Annotated in this window: 21 protein-coding genes; all 21 read left to right on the forward strand. The window is 37.3% G+C overall.

What is annotated here, in order from left to right:
• The first annotated feature begins 24 nt into the window (after nt 1–24).
• The 21 genes from dxr to FYJ79_RS02310 all read left to right on the forward strand — a co-directional run bounded on the left by dxr (nt 25) and on the right by FYJ79_RS02310 (nt 21,069).
• Nucleotides 25–1,167, forward strand: coding sequence for a 1-deoxy-D-xylulose-5-phosphate reductoisomerase (gene dxr / locus FYJ79_RS02210; RefSeq protein WP_154514333.1), 1,143 nt, complete (start codon nt 25–27; stop codon nt 1,165–1,167).
• Nucleotides 1,168–1,175: 8 nt separating this feature from the next.
• On the forward strand, nt 1,176–2,267 hold the full coding sequence (locus tag FYJ79_RS02215) for a M50 family metallopeptidase (RefSeq protein ID WP_154514334.1): 1,092 nt from the start codon (nt 1,176–1,178) through the stop codon (nt 2,265–2,267).
• Nucleotides 2,268–2,313: 46 nt separating this feature from the next.
• Complete coding sequence (locus tag FYJ79_RS02220; protein ID WP_154514335.1) at nt 2,314–6,636, forward strand: PolC-type DNA polymerase III; 4,323 nt, start codon at nt 2,314–2,316, stop codon at nt 6,634–6,636.
• A gap of 86 nt (nt 6,637–6,722) precedes the next feature.
• The gene (locus FYJ79_RS02225; RefSeq protein WP_154514336.1) at nt 6,723–7,184 is read left to right on the forward strand and encodes a ribosome maturation factor RimP; all 462 of its coding nucleotides are present in this window, start codon (nt 6,723–6,725) and stop codon (nt 7,182–7,184) included.
• Nucleotides 7,185–7,195: 11 nt separating this feature from the next.
• Nucleotides 7,196–8,617, forward strand: a complete 1,422-nt coding sequence (nusA, locus tag FYJ79_RS02230) for a transcription termination factor NusA (RefSeq protein WP_154514337.1) — start codon at nt 7,196–7,198, stop codon at nt 8,615–8,617.
• Between the two features lie 11 nt (nt 8,618–8,628).
• Nucleotides 8,629–8,886 carry an RNase P modulator RnpM gene (rnpM, locus tag FYJ79_RS02235; protein WP_154514338.1) on the forward strand — a complete coding sequence of 86 codons (258 nt, stop codon included), beginning with the start codon at nt 8,629–8,631 and terminating at the stop codon, nt 8,884–8,886.
• Entirely contained in the window at nt 8,879–9,187 is a 309-nt protein-coding gene (locus FYJ79_RS02240) for a L7Ae/L30e/S12e/Gadd45 family ribosomal protein (protein ID WP_154514339.1), read from the forward strand. The genes rnpM and FYJ79_RS02240 overlap by 8 nt, the downstream gene beginning before the upstream one ends.
• Nucleotides 9,180–11,057 carry a translation initiation factor IF-2 gene (infB, locus tag FYJ79_RS02245; RefSeq protein ID WP_154514340.1) on the forward strand — a complete coding sequence of 626 codons (1,878 nt, stop codon included), beginning with the start codon at nt 9,180–9,182 and terminating at the stop codon, nt 11,055–11,057. Before FYJ79_RS02240 ends, infB begins: the two co-directional genes overlap by 8 nt.
• Nucleotide 11,058: 1 nt before the next feature.
• The gene (rbfA, locus tag FYJ79_RS02250) at nt 11,059–11,409 is read left to right on the forward strand and encodes a 30S ribosome-binding factor RbfA (protein WP_154514341.1); all 351 of its coding nucleotides are present in this window, start codon (nt 11,059–11,061) and stop codon (nt 11,407–11,409) included.
• A 71-nt stretch (nt 11,410–11,480) separates the two neighbouring features.
• On the forward strand, nt 11,481–12,359 hold the full coding sequence (locus tag FYJ79_RS02255) for an aldose 1-epimerase family protein (RefSeq protein WP_154514342.1): 879 nt from the start codon (nt 11,481–11,483) through the stop codon (nt 12,357–12,359).
• Nucleotides 12,360–12,420: 61 nt separating this feature from the next.
• Nucleotides 12,421–12,894, forward strand: a complete 474-nt coding sequence (locus tag FYJ79_RS02260; RefSeq protein WP_154514343.1) for a hypothetical protein — start codon at nt 12,421–12,423, stop codon at nt 12,892–12,894.
• Nucleotides 12,884–13,597, forward strand: coding sequence for a pseudouridine synthase (locus FYJ79_RS02265; protein WP_154514344.1), 714 nt, complete (start codon nt 12,884–12,886; stop codon nt 13,595–13,597). The genes FYJ79_RS02260 and FYJ79_RS02265 overlap by 11 nt, the downstream gene beginning before the upstream one ends.
• A 25-nt stretch (nt 13,598–13,622) precedes the next feature.
• The gene (trmB, locus tag FYJ79_RS02270) at nt 13,623–14,282 is read left to right on the forward strand and encodes a tRNA (guanosine(46)-N7)-methyltransferase TrmB (protein ID WP_154514345.1); all 660 of its coding nucleotides are present in this window, start codon (nt 13,623–13,625) and stop codon (nt 14,280–14,282) included.
• Entirely contained in the window at nt 14,275–14,598 is a 324-nt protein-coding gene (locus FYJ79_RS02275) for a thioredoxin family protein (RefSeq protein WP_154514346.1), read from the forward strand. The genes trmB and FYJ79_RS02275 overlap by 8 nt, the downstream gene beginning before the upstream one ends.
• A gap of 3 nt (nt 14,599–14,601) precedes the next feature.
• A complete protein-coding gene (locus FYJ79_RS02280; RefSeq protein ID WP_154514347.1) occupies nt 14,602–15,378 on the forward strand; it encodes a hypothetical protein in 777 nt (258 codons plus the stop codon).
• The gene (gene acpS, locus FYJ79_RS02285) at nt 15,378–15,701 is read left to right on the forward strand and encodes a holo-ACP synthase (RefSeq protein ID WP_154514348.1); all 324 of its coding nucleotides are present in this window, start codon (nt 15,378–15,380) and stop codon (nt 15,699–15,701) included. Before FYJ79_RS02280 ends, acpS begins: the two co-directional genes overlap by 1 nt.
• A gap of 108 nt (nt 15,702–15,809) precedes the next feature.
• Complete coding sequence (locus FYJ79_RS02290) at nt 15,810–16,121, forward strand: single stranded DNA-binding domain-containing protein (RefSeq protein ID WP_154514349.1); 312 nt, start codon at nt 15,810–15,812, stop codon at nt 16,119–16,121.
• Nucleotides 16,122–16,143: 22 nt separating this feature from the next.
• Nucleotides 16,144–17,943, forward strand: a complete 1,800-nt coding sequence (gene lepA, locus FYJ79_RS02295) for a translation elongation factor 4 (protein ID WP_326803124.1) — start codon at nt 16,144–16,146, stop codon at nt 17,941–17,943.
• A 104-nt stretch (nt 17,944–18,047) separates the two neighbouring features.
• Entirely contained in the window at nt 18,048–20,117 is a 2,070-nt protein-coding gene (locus FYJ79_RS02300; protein WP_154514351.1) for a peptidoglycan D,D-transpeptidase FtsI family protein, read from the forward strand.
• A 171-nt stretch (nt 20,118–20,288) separates the two neighbouring features.
• A complete protein-coding gene (rpmG, locus tag FYJ79_RS02305; RefSeq protein WP_033161813.1) occupies nt 20,289–20,438 on the forward strand; it encodes a 50S ribosomal protein L33 in 150 nt (49 codons plus the stop codon).
• 28 nt (nt 20,439–20,466) lie between these two features.
• Nucleotides 20,467–21,069, forward strand: coding sequence for an MBL fold metallo-hydrolase (locus tag FYJ79_RS02310; protein ID WP_154514352.1), 603 nt, complete (start codon nt 20,467–20,469; stop codon nt 21,067–21,069).
• The last annotated feature ends 23 nt before the right edge of the window (nt 21,070–21,092 follow it).

The raw sequence follows: 21,092 nt of genomic DNA on the forward strand, positions 1-21,092 counted from the left end.
GAGGCATAATATAGGAGGCATAATATGAAGAAATTAACTGTATTAGGTGTCACAGGATCAATTGGGACACAGACAGTGGATGTTGTCTTACATCATCAGGACCAGTTTGAAATAGTTGCCATGAGTGCTGGGCATAATATCAACAAGCTCGAAGAGATTATGGCTAAGCTTCCAGTCGAGCATATTTGTGTGCTTGAAGAAAAGGATCAGGCTTATCTTGAAAAGAAATATCCTGATCGTCATTTCTATTGTGGGCAGGAAGGCATGATTGCGATTGCAACACTTAAAGAAGCTGATATTGTCTTGAATGCGGTGGTTGGCTTTGCTGGGTTATTGCCTACAATTCAGGCCATTGAAAGCCATAAGGATATTGCCATTGCTAATAAGGAAACACTTGTTGTAGCTGGCCATATTATTATGCCTCTTGCTAAGAAAAATGGCATTAAACTCTTGCCTGTTGATAGCGAACATTCAGCTATTTTCCAGTCATTGCAGGGTGCACATCATGATGAAATCCGCAAGATTCTCTTAACTTGTTCGGGTGGCTCTTTTAGAGACTATAGCTTTGAAGATTTAAAAGATGTAACTGTCGCTCAGGCACTCAATCATCCAAACTGGTCAATGGGGGCGAAGATTACCATTGATAGTGCCACGCTCTTTAATAAAGGCTTAGAAGTCATTGAAGCACATTGGCTTTTTGATGTAGATTATGATCAGATTGAAGTGCTTATTCACCCTGAATCTGTTCTCCATTCGGCAATTGAATATGTAGATGGAGCAGTTATTGGTCAAATGGGTACACCGGATATGCGCTTGCCTATCCAGTATGCCTTAACATATCCTGATCGTTTGCCAATTGGTGACAGCCATCCATTTGATTTAACAGCACTTGCATCATTGCATTTCACAAAGCCGGATACAATACGTTTCCCAGCTTTGAAACTTGCCATTCAAGCAGGCAAGACAGGTGGCAGCATGCCTTGTGTCTTAAATGCAGCTAATGAAGTGGCCAACAAGGCTTTCAGAGATGGCAAGATTCGTTTCTTAGATATTTATCGTCTTGTAGAAGAGGCGATGAAACAACATCAACCTATTGAAAATCCAACGCTTGACGAACTTCTTGAAATCGATCAGAAAACAAGAACCTTTGTCATGCAGAAAGTATGAGGATATACATGTCATTCATCCTAAATTTAATCGTTTTCTTTCTCATTATAGGTGTTATAATCACACTACATGAATTTGGGCATTTTATTGCTGCCAAGTTCTTTAATGTTTATTGTGGTTCCTTCTCGATTGGCATGGGACCAAAACTGTATGAACATAAGGGCAAGGAAACAAAATTTGAACTTCGTGCTCTTCCTATTGGTGGCTTTGTCACGATGGCTGGAGAAGCTGATCAGGAAGATAATGAAGAATTCAAGAATGTTCCATTGGAAAGGACATTAAAAGGGAAAAGAACTTATCAGAAAGTGATTATCTTTTTAGCTGGCGTATTTATGAATTTTGTGCTTGCTCTTGTCATTATGCTTAGCCTTAACTTTACTGTTGGCCGTTTGCCTGTCAATGAGGCGAGAGTCGGCTCTCTTGTTAAGGGCGAAGCCGCAGCCAAGGCGGGTATGAAGAAAGATGACGTCATCATTAACATTGAATCACCAGTATCCAATAAATCTTCTTTAATTTCAAGTTATGAGGACATGAATGCGGCATTAACGAAAAAAGAACTGGGTGTTGATGGTGACACTGCTAATATCAATGTAACTGTTAATCGTAAGAGTGAAAGTGTTGTCATTAATATGAATGTCAAGTTTGATGAGAATCAAAATAAATATGTTTTAGGTATTACTGAAGCAACACGTCGAATGAACTTTACAGAAAGTATTCGTAATGCTTTTTCAACACTGGGGGCAATGAGTGTTGCCATCTTTGAAGCTCTAGAAGCACTTATCTTAAACTTTACAAAAACAGTCAAGCAGATGAGTGGACCTGTAGGTATCTATCAGGTGACAGCCCAGGTGACAAAAACGGGCAGTATTGCCAATATCTTTTACTTGATGGCTTTACTTTCAGTGAATATTGGAATATTTAATTTATTGCCTATTCCTGGACTTGATGGGGCTCAAACACTCTTTGCGATTATTGAAGGCATTATTCATCGTGAATTACCAGTTAATGTGAAATACACTTTACAAATTATTGGTTTAAGTCTAATCTTGTTATTGATGGTTATTGTGACATATCAGGACATTACAAAATTATTACGCTAGAAAAGAGGAACTTTATGGTTCCTCTTTGGCATGAGGAGGAAAAGTTATGGATTATATGAAAATATTGTTACAGCAATTAGCAGTAGAGGAATTTCAGGAACTACATGATGCTAAGCTTGCCAAAGTAGAAGTCAGCAGGAATGGACACTATACATTTGATGTTGAATCTCATACACTACTTCCTCTAGATGCCGTCATGGCATTACTGAAGGCCAAAGATCATTTTCCTTATCCATGTGATTTCCACTTCCAGCCTCAACTTTGTGAATCGCAAGATATCTTAACTTATGCCCGTTATGTCTTTGAAAGTCTTTCAGCAACCTATCCTGAAATCAATAGTATGAATCTTGAGGAATTACAGCTAGATCAACATACACTTGTATTAAAGGCATGCAATGCGCTTCATAAGACACAATTAGAAAGCTTGGAAGATATTTTATTGCAACGTTTTCATAGTTTAGGCATTGATCTTCATATTGTTGTAGAAATTTCATCCAATAATAAAGACTATGAAAAGATTTCTCATGAAATGCAGAAAGCAAATGTCGTGCAGGTTGACAAGAAGGTTATTGAAGCTATTCAGCACGCTCCAAGCAACACTCAGCCAAGCTTTACACCAAAAGGTAATGGCTCTTACAAGAAAGAATATACATATACACATCTTAAGGATCTTGATGCGACAATGCGCGATGTAGCTATTCAAGGCTATGTCTTTAGAAGTGAGACGATTACGACTAGAAATGGACGTCAGATTCAGACCCTCTATGTCACTGATTATACAGATTCCATTCTTGTCAAGCGCTTTGAAGATAAGAACAAGAATGCCCCAGAAGAACTCGCAAAACTGGCTAAGGGCGGTAAATGGGTGAAACTTAAGGGTACTCTTGAATTCGATACTTATGCTAAGGAACTTGCGATTATTACACGTGATATTGATATTATTGATGAACCGGCAAGTGAAAATAGCATGGATAATGCCAAAGTAAAACGTGTTGAATTGCATCTTCATTCCAATATGTCCAACTTAGATGGTATCAATAAGATTGAAGACTATATTGCCCAAGCTGTACGCTGGGGACATAAGGCCATTACCGTCACTGATCATGGTAATGTTCAGGCCTTCCCTGATGCTCAGGCAGCAGTGAAAGGCAAAGACATTAAAATGATCTATGGTGTCGAACTAAATATGGTTGATACAGATTTTACAAGTGCCTTCAATGTCACTTCCATGCCTCTTGATGATCTGACCTATGTATCCTTCGACTTAGAAACGACAGGTTTATCACAGATCGATGACTATATTACTGAATTTGGTGCAGTTAAGATTAAAAATGGTATGGAGATAGATCGAATGGATACTTTCATCAAATCACCCAAGCCTATTTCTGCCAAAATCAGTGAACTCACCAACATTACGAATGCAGACTTAAAGAATGCGCCAACAATTAGAGAAATCATGCCACAGATCAAGGCTTTTTTTGGCGATCATCTATTGGTGGCTCATAATGGTCGATTTGATATTGGTATGTTGAATATGGCCTGTCGTCAAATCGGAGACGAAGAAATTCATAATCCATGGGTTGACTCATTGCCCCTAGCAAGACATCTCTTGCCACTTATGCGTTCTTATCGACTAGGGGCAGTATGTAATTACTATAAAATTCCTTATAATGCCGAAGAAGCCCACCGTGCTGATTATGATGCTGATGTGCTTGGTCAGGCTTTTAATGCGATGATTGAAGATCTTAAAAAGCGTGATGTCGTTAATGTAGATCAGCTTAATAGTCTGCCCATGGAAGATGATTACAAGCATGCATTTGGCTATCATTTAACAGCCTTGGCTAAAAATCATGATGGACTCAAGAATATGTTTAAGATTGTCTCTGAGGCCAATACCAAATATTTTTACCGCAGTGACCGCATTCCTCGTACTAGACTGGAATATTATCATGATGGCTTGCTTTATGGCTCATCTTGTCTGAATTCACGCGTTTTTGATGTTGCGGCAACACGTAATGAAGAAGAATTACGTCAGGAAATAGAATTCTATGATTATATTGAAATACAGCCATTGATTGATGCACAGTATTTAGTTGAGCGCGGTAAGTTTGAATCGCTTGATGATATTGAGCGTATCTACAAACGTATTATTAAGGTGGCTAAGGAAGCAGGCAAAATTATTGTTGCGACTGGGGATGTGCATTTTCTTCATAAGCGTGATAAGGTCTTTAGAGAAATCTTTACATCTAATGAAAAGCTTCAAATAGGTGGGCGTCCTCATCCACTCCTTGTAAGAGGGAATCCAAAAGCTTTAACGCCTGATTGTTATTTAAGAACGACAGAAGAAATGCTGAAACTCTTCCCTTATCTTAGTGCTGAGGACACTTATGAATATGTTGTCACAAATACGAATCGTATTGCTGATATGATTGATGATCATATTCAGGTTGTAAAAGATAAACTTTATCCTCCACATATTGAGAACGTTGACCAGAAATTTAAGGATCTTTGTTATAATACAGCCCATGCAACCTATGGCGATCCTTTGCCACAAATTGTTCAGGAACGTTTGGATTTCGAAGTCGAGAATATTATCAAGCATGGTTATGCTGTTATTTATTATATTTCTGCCTTACTCGTTCATGCTTCAAATGATGATGGTTACTTGGTCGGTTCACGAGGTTCAGTCGGTTCTTCCTTTGCAGCAACAATGTCAGGTATTTCTGAAGTCAATCCTTTGCCACCACATTATCATTGTCCAAACTGCCAGCATACTGAGTTTACTGATGAAGTGGCTAATGGCTTTGACTTGCCAGATAAGGTCTGCCCAGTGTGTGGGGCTCATATGAAAGGTGATGGACACAATATTCCATTCCAGACTTTCTTAGGCTTTAATGGCGATAAGGTTCCTGATATCGACTTAAACTTCTCAGGTGAATATCAGCCAAAAGCACATGAATTCGTCAGAAAGATGTTTGGTAGCGACCATGCTTTTAGAGCAGGAACGATTGCCACTGTTGCTGATAAGACGGCCTATGGTTATGCTTTGTCCTATGCCGAAAGATTAGGCAAAGAGGACAGTATGCGTGGGGCGGAAATTCAGCGTTTAGCTGATGGATGTACAGGCGTTAAACGTACGACTGGACAGCATCCTGCAGGTATTATCGTTATTCCTGATGATATGGAAGTCTTTGACTTTACCCCATATCAGTATCCGGCTGATGATGTCAATGCAACATGGCTGACAACTCACTTTGACTTCCATAAGATTCATGATAACGTTCTGAAGTTTGATATCTTAGGACATGTCGATCCAACAGTGACACGTAAATTACAGGACTTGACAGGGGTTGACCCTATGACTATTCCTACCAATGATCCCTATGTCATGAGTCTCTTCCGTTCATCAGAAGCACTTGGCATAGATTTATCTTACTTGAATTGCAAGAGCGGGGCGATTGGCTTACCGGAGTTTGGTACGCGCTTTGTCCGTTCAATGCTTGATGCAACACAGCCAAAGTCATTCAGCGATTTGGTTATTATCTCTGGATTGTCCCATGGTACTGATGTTTATCTTGGTAATGCAGAAACCTTAATTAAGACAGGGACATGTACGCTTTCTAATGTTATTGGATGTCGTGATGATATTATGGTTTATTTAATTGAAAAAGGCTTGCCTAACAAGGACGCCTTTGACATCATGGAGACAACCAGAAAAGGGAAAGCACCAAAAGTCTTTCCACAAAAGGGCTATGTTGAGCTGATGAAGAAATACAATGTGCCACAGTGGTATATTGATTCATGTTTGAAAATCAAGTATATGTTCCCAAAAGCACATGCAGCTGCCTATGTTTATTCAGCCTTGCGCATTGCTTGGTGGAAACTTTATTTCCCACGTGAATACTATACAGTTTATTTCTCTCATCGTTGTGATTATTATGATATTGAAACATTGATTGCTGGCAAAGAGGCAACCTGGGCAGCCTATGAAGCTATCCAGAAAGCCAAGCAGGAAGGCAATGCCTCCAACAAGGATGAAGGTTTATCAACAATCTTTGAGGTGGCTATGGAAATGTTTGATCGTGGCTATCATTTTTCCAATATCTCCCTTGATAAGAGTGATGGAACAACATTCACACTTGATGAAGATGATGAGTTTGCGATTGTACCACCATTCACAGCTATTGATGGCTTGGGTGATGCCGTTGGCATTAGTGTCAAACAAGCCCGTGATGAACACCCATTTACATCACTTGAAGATGTTAAGAAACGAACACGCTTGACCAACACACATATTGAAACATTAAAGCGCATGGGTGTATTTGATGAACTCTCTGAAAGTAATCAACTCTCAATATTTGACTTATAATAGTATGTGTGCTATAGTGCAATTAGTTAATAGTTTTAAGTTAACGAGAGGGGCAACCCTCTCGTTATTTATTGAATGGAGGAAGCATGTTAGAGAAGATCAAAGAAGCTATTTTACCTATTATTGCAGCTCATGATTGTTACCTGGATGATTTGGTTTATGAACAGGAAAAAGGTGAGATGTATTTACGTGTTTTCATCGAGAAGAATGAAGGCTTGCTGGACATGGATACTTGTGTAGCTGTGAGTGAAGCTGTGAGTGAGAAACTTGATGAAATTGATGTGATTAAGGATGAGTATTATTTAGAAGTATCTTCTCCTGGGATTGAAAAGCCTTTAAGAGATTTCAATGCGGTCTTGAATAATGTTGGCGAATATGTTCATGTGGAATTGAAAGAAGCTGTTAAAGGATTTGATACGTTTGAAGGTACGCTTGTAAGTGTTGAAGATCAGTCATTAACTTTCCAGTTCTTTGCGAAAGGAGCAAAGAAGAAGATTGTGACTGATTATGATAATATTGAGTTTATAAGACTAGCCGTTAAATTTTAAGGAGGTAAAAGATGGCTACTAAGAAAAGTAAAACACCTAATTTTATTGATGCATTGAATTTATTAGAACAGGAACGTGGAATCGATAAGATGACAGTTCTTGATGCGCTTAAAGAAGCTTTAGAAAAGGCTTATAAAAAGAATTATGCAGGAAGTGAATCTATTATTCGCTGTACTATTGATGGCGAAACTGGTCGTATTAGATTGTTTGATATTAAGCAGGTTGTTGATGATGTCATGGATGAAGACTACCAGCTTTCTGAAGAAGAAGCACAGGAAATCAATCCAAAATACAAAGTTGGTGATGAAGTTGTGACAGAAATCTCACCAGAAGTATTTGGCCGTTTAGCTGCTATTCAGACAAAACAGCTCTTAAGACAGAAAATTAGAGAAGCAGAAAAAGAAGCACTCTATCAGGAATATGTTGATAAGCAGGATGAAATTATCAATGGTCTTGTTGAACGTGTTGAACCAAAGTTTGCGATTGTCAATATTGGTAAAACAGGTGCTCTTCTTCCTTTAAATGCACAGATTCCTGGCGAACATCTTGTAGAAGGACAGCATTTGAAAGTCTATGTTTCAGTTGTTGAAAGAGGTACAAAGGGTACACATATTGGTGTATCAAGAACTGATCCAGGATTAGTGAAACGTTTATTTGAGATGAACGTCCCTGAAATCTATGATGGTACAGTTGTGATTCATTCTGTTTCAAGAGAACCTGGTGAAAGAAGCAAGATTTCTGTAAGCACAGAAAATCCAGATATCGATCCAATTGGTTCATGTGTTGGTCCTAAGGGAACACGTGTACGTAATGTCGTAACAGAATTAAATGGAGAACAGATTGATATTATTGAATATAGTGATGATCCAATCACATATATTTCAAATGCTTTATCACCTGCTCGTGTTGACAAGGTAAAGCTTAATGAGAAGGATACTTCGGCATTAGTCATCGTTCCTGATGATCAGCTTTCTCTTGCCATTGGTAAGAAAGGCCAGAATGCGCGTTTAGCTGTACGTTTAACAGGCTGGAAGATTGATATCAAGAGTGAAACTGAAGCTAATGAAGCAGGTATTAACTTTGATATTGATGACGACTTCAATGAAGAATTCTTAGAAGCTATGGAAGCTAGCGATGAAACAAGTAAGAATGAAGAAGTTGTCGCTAATGAAGAAGAAACAAAGAAACCAGAAGAAAAAGAAGTAAAAAAAGTAAAGAAGAGTGCGCCAGTTAAACATGAATCACATGATAGTGAAGCTGCTGAAGCTTTAAAAGAAAAGCTTGAACAGGCTAATGATGATGGTGATCAGGATTATGTTAAGATTTTATCTGAAGATGAAGATTTAGATGAAGATGATGATGAACCTGATTATGATCCAAAATATGATGAAGACATCGACTATGATGCTTTTGATGAATATTATGATGATTAGTGAGGTGGCTTATGAAGAAAGTACCTTTAAGAAGATGTGTAGTTACGAATGAACGCCTTCCTAAGAAGGAACTCATGCGTATCGTAAAAAACAAGGAAGGCGAAGTCTTCGTAGACCCTACAGGAAAAGCTAATGGTCGTGGTGCCTATATTAAGAAATCAAATGAAGCAATTGATTTGGCAATCAAGAAAAAAGTCCTTAATCGTGTGTTGGAAACCGAAATACCAGATGAGCTATATGATGAGTTGAGAGGGTATGTGAATGAATAACATCTATAATTTTTTAGGATTAGCATTTCGTGCTAATAAGGTTATCACTGGTGAAAGTGTCCTCAAGGGTATTCGTTCAAAAAGAGTCGACTTGGTGATTATTGCAAGTGATGCAAGCGAAAATACAAAAAAGAAATTTATCGATAAATGCCAATTCTATCATGTGGATTATCTTATTCTCGAAGATAGCACTCATCTCTCTAACGCTATTGGGAAGTCAAATCGAATGGTCTTTGGCATTACTGATCGAGGTTTTAGCAATACGTTAAAAGACAAAGTAAGGAGGTTAACGAATGGCTAAGAAGAACACAAATAATACGAATAAAAATAAGAATAACGGGAATAATAAAAAACGTAATAACAATCGTAATCATAAAAACAATAATTTTAAGCCAAGAAAAGAAGAAACTAAAATTCTTAATGATGGCATATGTGAATATGAAGAAGGTATTACGGTTGATGAATTAGCCCAGAAAATCAATCATACACCTGCTGAAGTCATTAAAGTTCTCTTTATGCTTGGAACGATGGTGACAATCAATACGGCATTAAATGATGAACAGGTTGAATTGATTTGTCTTGAATATGGTTATGAACCTAAGAAGATTGCAACAGTTGATGAAACAAACTTTGAAGATTTAATTGAGCCAGATAAAGAAGAAGATCTTGTTCCAAGACCACCAGTTGTTACAATCATGGGGCATGTTGACCACGGGAAAACAACATTGTTGGACTATATCAGAAAGTCACATGTTGCAGAAGGCGAAAGTGGTGGTATTACCCAGCATATTGGTGCCTACCAGGTTGATGTCAATGGCAAGAAAGTAACCTTCTTAGATACACCAGGTCATGAAGCTTTTACAGCAATGCGTGCACGTGGGGCTCAGGTTACTGATATTGTTATTATTGTGGTTGCTGCAGATGATGGTGTCATGCCTCAGACAAGGGAAGCTATTGACCATGCAAAGGCTGCGGGCGTACCAATTATTGTTGCTGTCAACAAGATTGATAAGCCAGGTGCTTCACCAGATCGTATCCGTACGGAAATGTCTGAATTTGGCTTAATGCCTGAAGAATGGGGCGGAGATGTTGTTTATCAGGACATTTCAGCAAAGAAAGGTACTGGCGTTCAGGATTTACTTGAAGCCATTACCGTTGTTGCAGAAATGGCAGAACTTAAGGCTAATCCAAATAGAGCTGCTTATGGTACTGTTGTTGAAGCACGTCTTGATAAGGGCAGAGGTCCAGTTGCAACATTGCTTGTAGAGAATGGCACATTGCATCCTGGTGATCCTATTGTTGTTGGTACAACATATGGTCGTGTACGTCAAATGACCGGTGACAATGGTCGTACGCTTAAGAAAGCTACACCAGCTACACCAGTTGCGATTACAGGACTTAATGAAGTACCAGAAGCTGGCGATAAATTCATGGTCTTCGATAGCGATAAGACAGCTCGTCATATTGGTGAAGCTAGAGCAGAAAAGAAGAAAGAAGAAGAAAGAAATACGACTAGTGCAATGAGTCTTGATGACCTTTATAATCAGATCAAGGAAGGTCAGCTTGCACAGTTAAATGTCATTGTTAAAGCGGATGTTGATGGTACTGCTGAAGCTGTCAAGGCAACACTTGAAAAAATCAATATTGAAGGTGCTAAAGTAAATGTCATCCGTTCAACTGTAGGCGCTATTACAGAATCAGATGTCTTACTTGCTAGTGCATCTAAGGCCATTATCTATGGTTTCAATGTACGTCCTACGGCTGCAGTAAGACGCAAGGCTGAAGAAGAAGGCGTGGAAATTCGATTACATAACGTTATCTATAAGATGGTTGAAGAAATCGAAGCAGCCATGAAGGGTATGCTTGCTCCTGAATTAGAAGAAGTTGTGACAGGTCAGGCAGAAATTCGTGAAATCTATAAAGTTTCTAAGATTGGTAATATTGCTGGCTGTATGGTAACCGATGGATGTATTAAGCGTGACTGTGGTGTACGTTTAATTCGTGATGGTGTTGTTGTTTATGAAGGTAAGCTTGCTTCCTTAAGACGTTTTAAGGATGATGTAAAGCAGGTTAACCAGGGTTATGATTGTGGTCTGACAATTGAAAACTTCAATGATATCAAGATTGGTGATATTGTTGAAGGATTCGTAATGGAAGAAGTAGAGGCATAATATGTCACAATTAAAAAAAGAACGTCTAGAAGCAACAATGCAGAAAGAACTTTCACTTATTCTACGTGATGAAGTAAAGGATCCTGCATTACGTATGTGTACTGTGACTTCAGTGACTGTAACAAATGATTTATCAATTGCGAAGATTTATGTGTCTTTTATGGAACATGAAAAGAGAGGCATGGATGCTTTAGAACGAAGCAAGGGTTTCATTAGAAGCAAGCTTGCACATGTTTTGAAGATTAGAAAGTGTCCTGAACTTCATTTCGTTGTTGATGATTCATTAGAATACGGTAATCATATCGAAGAGCTTATTAGAAAATTACATAAAGCAGAAGAGGAGAAGCAATAAAGGCTTCTTCTTTTTCTTTAGCGTGCTATAATATCCATGTTAGGGTTTACAGCCTATTGATGGAGGGAATTATGATAAAATTAAAGAATGCATATTTAGAGGTTGAATTAGAGCCAAAAGGAGCAGAAATTTCAAAGATTATTGGCTTGAAAGATGGCTTAAATTATATGTGGAAACAGGATCCTGAATTATGGGGTCATTCTGCACCTATTCTTTTTCCCATTGTTGGAGCTTTGCATAATGGACAGACTGTTATTGAAGGTAAGACTTATAAAATGAATCAGCATGGCTTTTCACGTAATATGAATTATGATGTTGTTGAGAATGATGATCATCATGTTATATTCCATCTACACGAGAATGAAGAAACAAAAACAATGTATCCCTATGACTTTGATTTATATGTTACATATACATTAAAGGATACTATGCTTGAAGCAGTATTAAGGGTTGAGAATAAGAGAGAAGATCACATCTATTTCCAGATTGGCGGTCATCCAGCTTTTGCATGTCCATTTGAAGAGGGCGAAGATGCGAATGATTACTATCTTGAATTTGAGAAAAAAGAAAATCTTTCTACAAAAGTTATTTATCCAGCAAGAGGTGGAATGAGTCATGAAACCAAAGCTTTTCTAGAAAATGAAAGACATTTCTTTGTTAGACAAGCATTATTTAATAGTGATGCGATTGTTGTAGGCAACTTTAAAAGTGAATATATTGCATTAAAGTCCTTATCAAATCACAAATCTCTTGTTTTCCATATGCATAATTTTGACCATCTAGGAATCTGGTCAAGCAAACATACCGGTGGACTTCTTGCTATTGAACCATGGGTAGGTCATACGGATTATGTAGACTTTGCAGGGGAGTTCAAGGATAAAGAAGGTGTTCGAAAGCTTAACAAAAATGAAAGCTTCGAATGTTCCTTCGCAATTGAGATCAATCAGTAAAAAAGGCTATTTATGATAGCCTTTTTTTACGTCTATGTTATAATAGAAGTGGTGATGTTTAGTGAAAAAGATACTGATATTTCTAATTTGTCTAATATTAGCTGGCTGTAGTTCACAAAGCAGCGAACATGGTCAAAAAAGAAAAGAATTATCGGAATATAAGAAAATTGTACAAAAAGTAAAAACAAGTAAGCCACAGGAGAATCCTCCTTTTGACTATCGGCTTGTCTATTCAAAAGTAGATGATGGATATCGCTATGATCTCATTATAAATAATCCTTCCATAACAATGTTGCATATTAAAGCGTTATCCTACAGTTCTTCACTTAATGACAAATACTATCCAACGCTAGGGCTTTTTGAAGAAGCGCAATATAGTTTGAAAAAGGATTATGTGAATAAGAAAGAAGGTTACTATAAAGGATTTGCTTTGAGTGGAAAAGTGAAAGAGAAAGATGAACTCAAGCTTTATATTTCTTATGAAAATAAAAGTAAGAGAGTAGGAGAGGTCTATAGAATTCATTATGAGAATTGATAAATACTTAGCGCATGCGGGAGTAGGCAGTCGTAAGGAAGTTAAGAAGTTTATTAAAGACAAACGTGTCACTCTTAATGGCACTTTTGTAAGAAGTGATAAAGTGCATATTACTGATGGTGACGTTGTCTGTGTTGATGGCGAAGAGGTGCGCTATCAGGAATATGTCTATTATATGTTGAACAAGCCGGCTGGCTATGTTTCGGCAACTGAAGATAACTTTGATCCGACTGTAATGGAACTGATTGATGATTATCATAAAGATCTTTTTCCAGTTGGACGTCTTGACAAGGACACTGAAGGTTTACTTCTTATAACAAACGATGGCCAGCTTGCCCACCGCTTGCTTTCACCTAAACATCATGTTGATAAAACTTATTATGCGTTGATAGATGGTATTGTTGATCAAAGTGATATTGAAGCTTTTGATGATGGTATTGAGCTAGATGAGTTTAAAACGAAGCCGGCAGGGCTCAAGATATTAGCAGTAAAAGATGGCCAAAGTGAAATAGAAGTGACAATTCAGGAAGGAAAGTTTCATCAGGTTAAAAGAATGTTTATTGCAAGAGGCAAGAAAGTGCAATATCTCCAGCGTATAGCCATGGGACCACTTGTTCTTGATTCTAAGTTGCCATTAAAAGGTTATCGTCCATTAACGGATGACGAAATGAATAGCTTAATGAACCACGATATGATAAAATAGATAAGAAAAAATTCTGGAGGAAAAAATGAGATTAAGAAATAATCCTGAAGCTTTAGATCACCTTAAAGATCATGATGATATTGTATATATTAATCCTGTAGGTATGAAAGGGAAGTGGCGTACATGTTTTAGTGACCAGGCTGCTCCTCTCTATATCGAAATTGGAATGGGTAAAGGAGACTTTATTATTGAAAATGCCCGTCGCTATCCTGATATTAATTTTATAGGTATGGAGAAATATACGACGGTACTTGATAAAGCACTGAAAAAGGCTTTAAGAGAAGGAATGCCTAAGAACCTGATATTCTTAAAAGATGATGCTGTGAGATTGCCTGAATTATTTGAAACGGGAGAGCTAGATAGAATCTATCTGAATTTTTCAGATCCTTGGCCAAAGAGCAGACATGCGAAGAGACGTCTGACACACCCGAGCTTTTTAGAACTCTACAAGAGTGCATTAAAGAAGCAAGGTAAAATGATTTTTAAGACGGATAATCGCAATCTTTTTGAATATTCCTTAGTTACTTTTGCGAATAATGGATTTGTTTTTGAAGATGTATGTCTTGATTTACATCATCAAGAAGGTTATGAAGATAATATTCAGACAGAGTATGAAAGAAAGTTTTCAAAGAATGGTCCAATCTATCGCTTAGAAGTGAGTGTGAAAGGGGAAGAAAATGGATAAATTAATAGAAATATTAAGCGTTGAAGATTATCAAAAAGCTATTGAAAATAAAAGCATTATTGTTTTTTCTACATCTTGGTGTCCTGATTGTCATTTTATGAAGACTTATATTGGTGATGTTGTTGATCAAAATCCTGAATATAAGTTCTATTATATTGATCGTGATCGATTAATTGATTTATGTATTCACTTAGAGATTCTCGGCATTCCTTCTTTTGTTGCCTATGATCAGGGTAAAGAGATTGGAAGATTTGTCTCAAAATTAAGAAAAACTCAGGCTGAAGTACAAAGCTTTATTGATGGATTGGGGGAATAGCACATGGGTTGGCGTAGTTGGTTATTTGGTGAAGATGATGACGATGTTGTGGAAGAAAAGCATGATGTTGTTGATCCAATGGTTGAAGAACGTCTCAAAGAGAAGTTCTCTTCACCATTAATATATGATGATTTTGAAGAGAAAAAAGAAGAAGTCAAAAAAGACAAGAAAAAAGAAACGAAGAGTACAAATACTGTTAAGCCAGTGACAACAAAGAGTGAACCCTATATCATGCATGATATTATTTCACCTATTTATGGCGTGCAGCAACAGAAACCAGTAAAGAAGACAGTTTCTAAAACACCTGGAAAAAAGAAGGTCATTAAGAAAAGTGATGAACTTGTACAAGTCATGTCACCATTCTTCGGTCCGGCAAATGAAGAGGATAAAAAGAAGACAAAATTCTCTGAAAAAATTAAGGAGACTATTCATAAAGAAGAAAATCTAGAAGCCCAACCTCAAGAGGAGGTCGTTGAAACAAAAACTGCTCAACCTCCGGTTGTGGAAAAACAAGAAGAAGTCAAAAAAGAGAAAACACCTGAAAAGAAGCTGGAGAAGGACATCGATAGTGCTCAGGTTATTGATTCAGTAGAAAACAGATTGCGTAATATTGCTAGCTTGACTGAACAGACGGATGATGACTTGAAAATTGTAGAAGAAAGAACGGGTAAGTTTAAATTAGATTTCAAGAAAAAAGATGATTCACTGATTGATGAAATTGATGATAATATGTCGCTTGATGAACTTATGAATCTTTATGAAAAGAAGTTTAAAGACTGATGAAGGGGATTGGTGTGGATCTGGTGGATTTAAGAAGACTGGATCTAGAAAATGAGACATTTATTAAGCATGTTCTCTCCAATCGAGAATATGCTTGTTTTATCAAAATGAACGATGCACGAAAAAGGGAATACCTCGGTGGTCGTTTTGCGGCCAAGGAAGCTTATTTAAAAGCTAATGGTCTGGGACTGGGGGGTATGCGTTTTCGTGAGATTGAAGTCTTGAATGATCAAAGCGGTGCACCGTATCTCAACGACCCTCATGCAAAAATTTCGATTTCCCATGAAAAAGACTATGTTGTTGCATTTGTTGTTATTGAATAGTGCTTTAAGGAAAAAAACGGCCGAAAAAGGCCTCTTTCAATGAAAAATGAGAAGATCATACATATGTATGGTAAAGTTGGACTATCTATTGAATAGGAGGAACTTTTTATGTCATCATTTGTATTCATTGAAGGAAGAGTGGCTACAATGCCAGATTTTAAAGTACTTAAGTCAGTTCATGACGATGCTCTTATGCATATCAAAGTCAGAAGGCCATTTGATGATATGCCTGGCAGACGTGACTATGATTTGATTCCTGTCACGATGTGGAATGGCATGGGGTGTGAAATTCGTGATCGTTTTGAAGTTGGTGATCGCATCAAGATTACTGGCCGTTTATTAAATATTGATAAACAACCGCTTTATCAACATTATCATGTGATGATTGTAAGAGCACATGAATATGAAAAACTAGAATGATAGGAAAGGTGTGAGTTATTTGATTGATCAATCACTAATTAGAAATTTCTCAATCATAGCCCATATTGATCATGGCAAATCAACACTAGCCGACCGTATACTGCAGTTGACAGGTACGGTTGCCGATCGTGATATGAGAAACCAGATACTTGATGATATGGACCTTGAAAGAGAGAGAGGTATAACGATTAAGCTGAATGCTGTTCAGCTTACTTATAAAGCGAAGGATGGTAAGACATATCTTTTACATTTAATTGATACACCTGGTCATGTCGATTTCTCTTACGAAGTATCACGTTCGCTTGCTGCATGTGATGGGGCTGTCTTAGTTGTTGATGCCACACAGGGCGTTGAAGCGCAAACACTTGCTAATGTCTATCTTGCTTTAGATAACAATCTGGAAATATTACCAGTTATCAACAAGATTGATTTACCAAGTGCAGATGTTGAACGTGTGAAGGAAGAAATTGAAGATGTAATTGGACTGGATGCGCAAAATGCACCATGTATATCTGCTAAAACGGGCTTGAATGTTGAGGAAGTGTTAGAAGATATTGTCAAGCATGTACCTGCCCCAACTGGATCAATCAATAACCCAACACAAGCTTTAATATTTGATAGCTTCTATGATAGTTATCGTGGTGTCATTGTTATTGTGGCCATCAAGGATGGCTCTATTAAAGTGGGTGATCATATTCACTTTATGGCAACTGATGCTACTTATGAAGTTACTGAAGTCGGTGTAAGAACACCACGTGAAGTGACAAAAGAGGAACTTGTTACTGGTGAAGTAGGCTGGATTGCGGCAAGCGTAAAGGATATTAAGGATGTTCATGTCGGTGATACGATTACAACATTAGAAAATCCTGCAACCGTTGCATTACCTGGTTATCGTCGTATGAATCCAATGGTTTATTGTGGTCTTTATCCGGTTGACAATGCACGTTATAAAGATTTACGTGATGCCTTAGAAAAGATTGCACTTTCAGACTCTGCTCTCACATATGAGCCTGAAACATCACAGGCATTAGGTTTTGGTTTCCGTTGTGGCTTCTTAGGCTTGTTGCATATGGATGTTATTCAGGAAAGACTGGAACGTGAATTTGATTTAGATCTTATCGCAACGGCACCTTCTGTTATATACCGCGTTGTGAAGCGTGATGGATCTTATATATCTATTGATAATCCGGCAAGTATGCCTGATCCAGGGACGTTTGATCATATCGAAGAACCATATGTTAAGGTTTCTATTATGACACCAGATGATTTCATTGGTGCCATTATGGATTTATGTCAAAATAAACGTGGCGAATATGTGAATATTGAATATTTAGATGATAGTCGCCGTGAAGTTATTTATAACATGCCTTTATCAGAAATTATCTTTGATTTCTTTGATAAATTAAAATCAAGTACAAAGGGTTATGCTTCATATGACTATGAGCTTATTGGCTATCGTGAGAGTGATTTATTAAAGATGGATATCTTGCTGAATGGTGAGGTTGTTGATGCCTTGTCGACGATTGTTTATCGCCAGTTTGCAAGAACAAGAGGCAATGCCATTTGCGTCAAGCTTAAGGATCTTATTCCAAAACAGCAATTTGAAATTCCTATTCAGGCTGCGCTTCAAGGCAGGATTATTGCACGTACAAACATTAAGGCTGTTCGTAAGAACGTTCTTGCTAAATGTTATGGTGGCGATATTTCACGTAAGAAAAAACTTCTTGAAAAGCAAAAAGAAGGAAAAAAACGAATGAAAGCTGTTGGCTCTGTAGAAATCCCACAGGAAGCCTTTATGGCGATCTTGTCCGTAGATGAATGATTACTCATTCATCTTTTCTTTATAAACAGATGTAATTGTGTGAAAGCTTAGTCATAATTTACATTCTAAGATATTTCCTATATAATACATTGCGAGGTGAGAGTATGCCTAAGAGACCTAGAATACGTTTTAGAGGTCAGAAGGAAGCAAATCAGGAAGTTGGTAACATTCTTGGAAATGTTATTAAGCGAAGATATTATATTGTTATGGGCTTTGTGCTAGTGATTGCAGTTATCTTTGCAGTGCGTCTATTTGTCTTGCAGATCTCTAAGAAAGATTTTTATAATGCGAAATTAGAACAGTATCAGACAAACACCTTCCAAGTTGATGCACTTCGTGGAGAAATCGTTGATCGTAATTATACAAAGCTTGCATATAATGAAAATGTTGTCTGTGCTACATATTATTCTGTTAATAATATGAAAGATAAAGAGATTGATGCTATTGTTAAATTTCTTATGTCCCATGTTAATGTTGATATTTCTGATGTGACAAAGCGTGAAAAGAAAGATTATCTGATTATGAAAGATAAGGACTTTGCAGCATCACTAATAACAGATAAAGAACGTAAGGCGTTAGCAAAAGATGAGAATGGTGATAAAAAAATCTATAATTTGCAGATTAAGCGCATGACGGATGATATTGTAAATCAGCATTTATCAGATAATGATATTAAGTATTATAAGTTGTTCTATGCAATTAAACGTTGTACGTCTGGTTCGACAATTCTGCTAGAGGGCATTAGTGTTGAAGAGGCAAGTGTTATTGGTGAAAATTCTGATTTATTGCGTGGTGTGCGTGTTACAAGCGACTGGAAAAGAAATTATGCTTTTGGAACGAACTTTAAGCAGGTGCTTGGCAATGTAACAACGAAGAAACAAGGTCTTCCTGCTACGACAAAAACGGAGCTTCTTGCCTTAGATTATAACAATGACTCGCGTGTTGGTACCTCTGGACTTGAAACAGAATATGAGAATATTCTTTCTGGTGATTCTTCGACATATCAGTTGTCTTACAATAAAGATGGTTCACCTATTATTAAGAAAAAGGCGGCAGGATCTAATGGCTTGAATTTACAGCTTACCATTGATAGTGAATTACAGGAAAAAGTGGGTCAGTATATTGAAAATGAATTAAAATCCCATGCAGGAGAACATTGGAATAATCATATATACTGTATTCTGATGCGTCCTAAAACGGGTGAAGTAATTGCCATGGCAGGAAAAGAACGACAAAAAGATGGGCAAATTATTGATTATGCAGCAGGTAATTATCTTAATGCCTATGCTGTTGGTTCTTCATTTAAGCCAGCAACGCTTTATACATGTTTTAAAAATCATGTCATTAATGCTAATCATTATGAAGTCGATGATTCTAATGGTTTGAAAGTAAAAGGTACACCAACAAAATATTCTCACAATAAAGTTGGTTGGGGGAGCATTAATGAAGTGACGGCATTGGCTTATTCTTCAAATGTCTACATGATGAAGATTATTATTAAGCTTGGTGGTGCTAATTATGTCTATAATGGTCCTTTGAGACTGAAAAAAGATGCTTATAAATTGCTTAGAAACGGTGCTGGAGAATTAGGATTAGGTGTTAAGAGTGGTATCGATATTCCTAATGAATCCTTAGGCTATCGTGGTAAAGGGACTACCCCAGGTAATATTCTTGACTTCTCAATTGGCCAGTATGATACCTATACAAATATGCAGTTGGCAACATATACTTCAACACTCGCTAACATGGGTGTGAAAGTCCGTCCACATCTTCTTAAATCAACATATACAGTTGATAGTGAAGGCAACAATATCACACAGGATAAAGTCAAGACAACGGTGATTGATGATGTCTCAAGTGAAAAAACGGCTTTTGAACAAATTAAGAAAGGTATGCAGGCTGTTACGAGCTGGGGAACAATGAAGAGTGTCTTTGCAGGCTTGCCATATGATATGGCTGGTAAATCTGGTACGGCTCAGGTTTTTGTCAGTCAGACACGATCTGTCCCTAACCATATGATTATTACTTATGGTCCAACAAGTAACCCGCAAATTGTTTGTACAGTCATTGTTGAACAGCAGGACAATAACAATTCAGCACCAGGTCTAGCCCGTTTTGCGGTTGATGAATATTTTAAGAAATATGGCTATGGTGATAGTGCAAAAGTTGATTAGATAGGAGATGAGGTTTGAGGAAAACTTCATCTCTTCTTGAGAAGTAGGATGTAAAGTTCTCTTTGAGAAGGGGAGAAAAGGTAAGGGATTTTTAATAGCCTTGAAATAATGCTAGCTTTTTTGAATGCACTATGCTATTATAGTTAAGCAAACTTATGGAGGTACAATCTAATGAGAGAAAATATCATTTATAAATGTACTGAATGTGGTGAAGAAAACTACATTGGTACTAAAAACAAAAGAACTCATCCTGGAAGAGTTGAAATTAAGAAATACTGTCCAAGATGTAATAAGAAAACAGTTCATAGAGAAAAGAAATAAGCCATTATAGGCTTATTTTTATTTGCTTATGAAAATTGAACGTCTTGTCTTAGGGGCAATTCAAGAGAACTGTTATATTGTTCATCTTGATGAAGGATGTGTGATTGTTGATCCAGGGACAACTGATGTCCTTCAATATTGCTTAGAAAAACAATTAAAAGTTACAGATATTTTGTTGACGCATGGACATTATGATCATATTGGTGGTGTTGATGCACTTGTTAAAGAATACGGCGCACATGTCTATGCGACAAGGGATACGATGCATGTTGTGAAGGATGAAGTGTTAAATCTATCCTTTAGACATCAGCCCATTACTTTAAAATCGCCTATTCATGATGTTGGAGATGGAATTCATATCGGGAGTGAAATAATCGATGTTTACGAGACTCCAGGACATGTCATAGGAAGTTGTTGTTATCTTTTTGAAAAGGGAAAAATCATGTTCACTGGTGATACGCTTTTTGCAGGAAGTGTTGGCCGCGTTGATTTTCCAGGCTCTTCTATGCAGGAGATGCAGCAATCCATCACATTTCTGAAGAATCTTCAAATAGATTGTGTTGTTGCTCCAGGACATGGTGAAACGACGACATTAGAAGAGGAAAAGGTAAATAATCCTTACTTTCAATAGTAGGGATATCATCTCTTTTTCTT

The organism is Sharpea porci (assembly GCF_009695655.1).
Lineage (GTDB): Bacteria > Bacillota_I > Bacilli_A > Erysipelotrichales > Coprobacillaceae > Sharpea > Sharpea porci.

Bases quoted from the DNA above. Each gene is read 5' to 3' on its own strand.
- dxr (WP_154514333.1), top strand. From the start codon at position 25: ATGAAGAAATTAACTGTATTAGGTGTCACAGGATCAATTGGGACACAG.
- FYJ79_RS02215 (WP_154514334.1), top strand. From the start codon at position 1,176: ATGTCATTCATCCTAAATTTAATCGTTTTCTTTCTCATTATAGGTGTT.
- FYJ79_RS02220 (WP_154514335.1), top strand. From the start codon at position 2,314: ATGGATTATATGAAAATATTGTTACAGCAATTAGCAGTAGAGGAATTT.
- FYJ79_RS02225 (WP_154514336.1), top strand. From the start codon at position 6,723: ATGTTAGAGAAGATCAAAGAAGCTATTTTACCTATTATTGCAGCTCAT.
- nusA (WP_154514337.1), top strand. From the start codon at position 7,196: ATGGCTACTAAGAAAAGTAAAACACCTAATTTTATTGATGCATTGAAT.
- rnpM (WP_154514338.1), top strand. From the start codon at position 8,629: ATGAAGAAAGTACCTTTAAGAAGATGTGTAGTTACGAATGAACGCCTT.
- FYJ79_RS02240 (WP_154514339.1), top strand. From the start codon at position 8,879: ATGAATAACATCTATAATTTTTTAGGATTAGCATTTCGTGCTAATAAG.
- infB (WP_154514340.1), top strand. From the start codon at position 9,180: ATGGCTAAGAAGAACACAAATAATACGAATAAAAATAAGAATAACGGG.
- rbfA (WP_154514341.1), top strand. From the start codon at position 11,059: ATGTCACAATTAAAAAAAGAACGTCTAGAAGCAACAATGCAGAAAGAA.
- FYJ79_RS02255 (WP_154514342.1), top strand. From the start codon at position 11,481: ATGATAAAATTAAAGAATGCATATTTAGAGGTTGAATTAGAGCCAAAA.
- FYJ79_RS02265 (WP_154514344.1), top strand. From the start codon at position 12,884: ATGAGAATTGATAAATACTTAGCGCATGCGGGAGTAGGCAGTCGTAAG.
- trmB (WP_154514345.1), top strand. From the start codon at position 13,623: ATGAGATTAAGAAATAATCCTGAAGCTTTAGATCACCTTAAAGATCAT.
- FYJ79_RS02275 (WP_154514346.1), top strand. From the start codon at position 14,275: ATGGATAAATTAATAGAAATATTAAGCGTTGAAGATTATCAAAAAGCT.
- FYJ79_RS02280 (WP_154514347.1), top strand. From the start codon at position 14,602: ATGGGTTGGCGTAGTTGGTTATTTGGTGAAGATGATGACGATGTTGTG.
- acpS (WP_154514348.1), top strand. From the start codon at position 15,378: ATGAAGGGGATTGGTGTGGATCTGGTGGATTTAAGAAGACTGGATCTA.
- FYJ79_RS02290 (WP_154514349.1), top strand. From the start codon at position 15,810: ATGTCATCATTTGTATTCATTGAAGGAAGAGTGGCTACAATGCCAGAT.
- FYJ79_RS02300 (WP_154514351.1), top strand. From the start codon at position 18,048: ATGCCTAAGAGACCTAGAATACGTTTTAGAGGTCAGAAGGAAGCAAAT.
- rpmG (WP_033161813.1), top strand. From the start codon at position 20,289: ATGAGAGAAAATATCATTTATAAATGTACTGAATGTGGTGAAGAAAAC.
- FYJ79_RS02310 (WP_154514352.1), top strand. From the start codon at position 20,467: ATGAAAATTGAACGTCTTGTCTTAGGGGCAATTCAAGAGAACTGTTAT.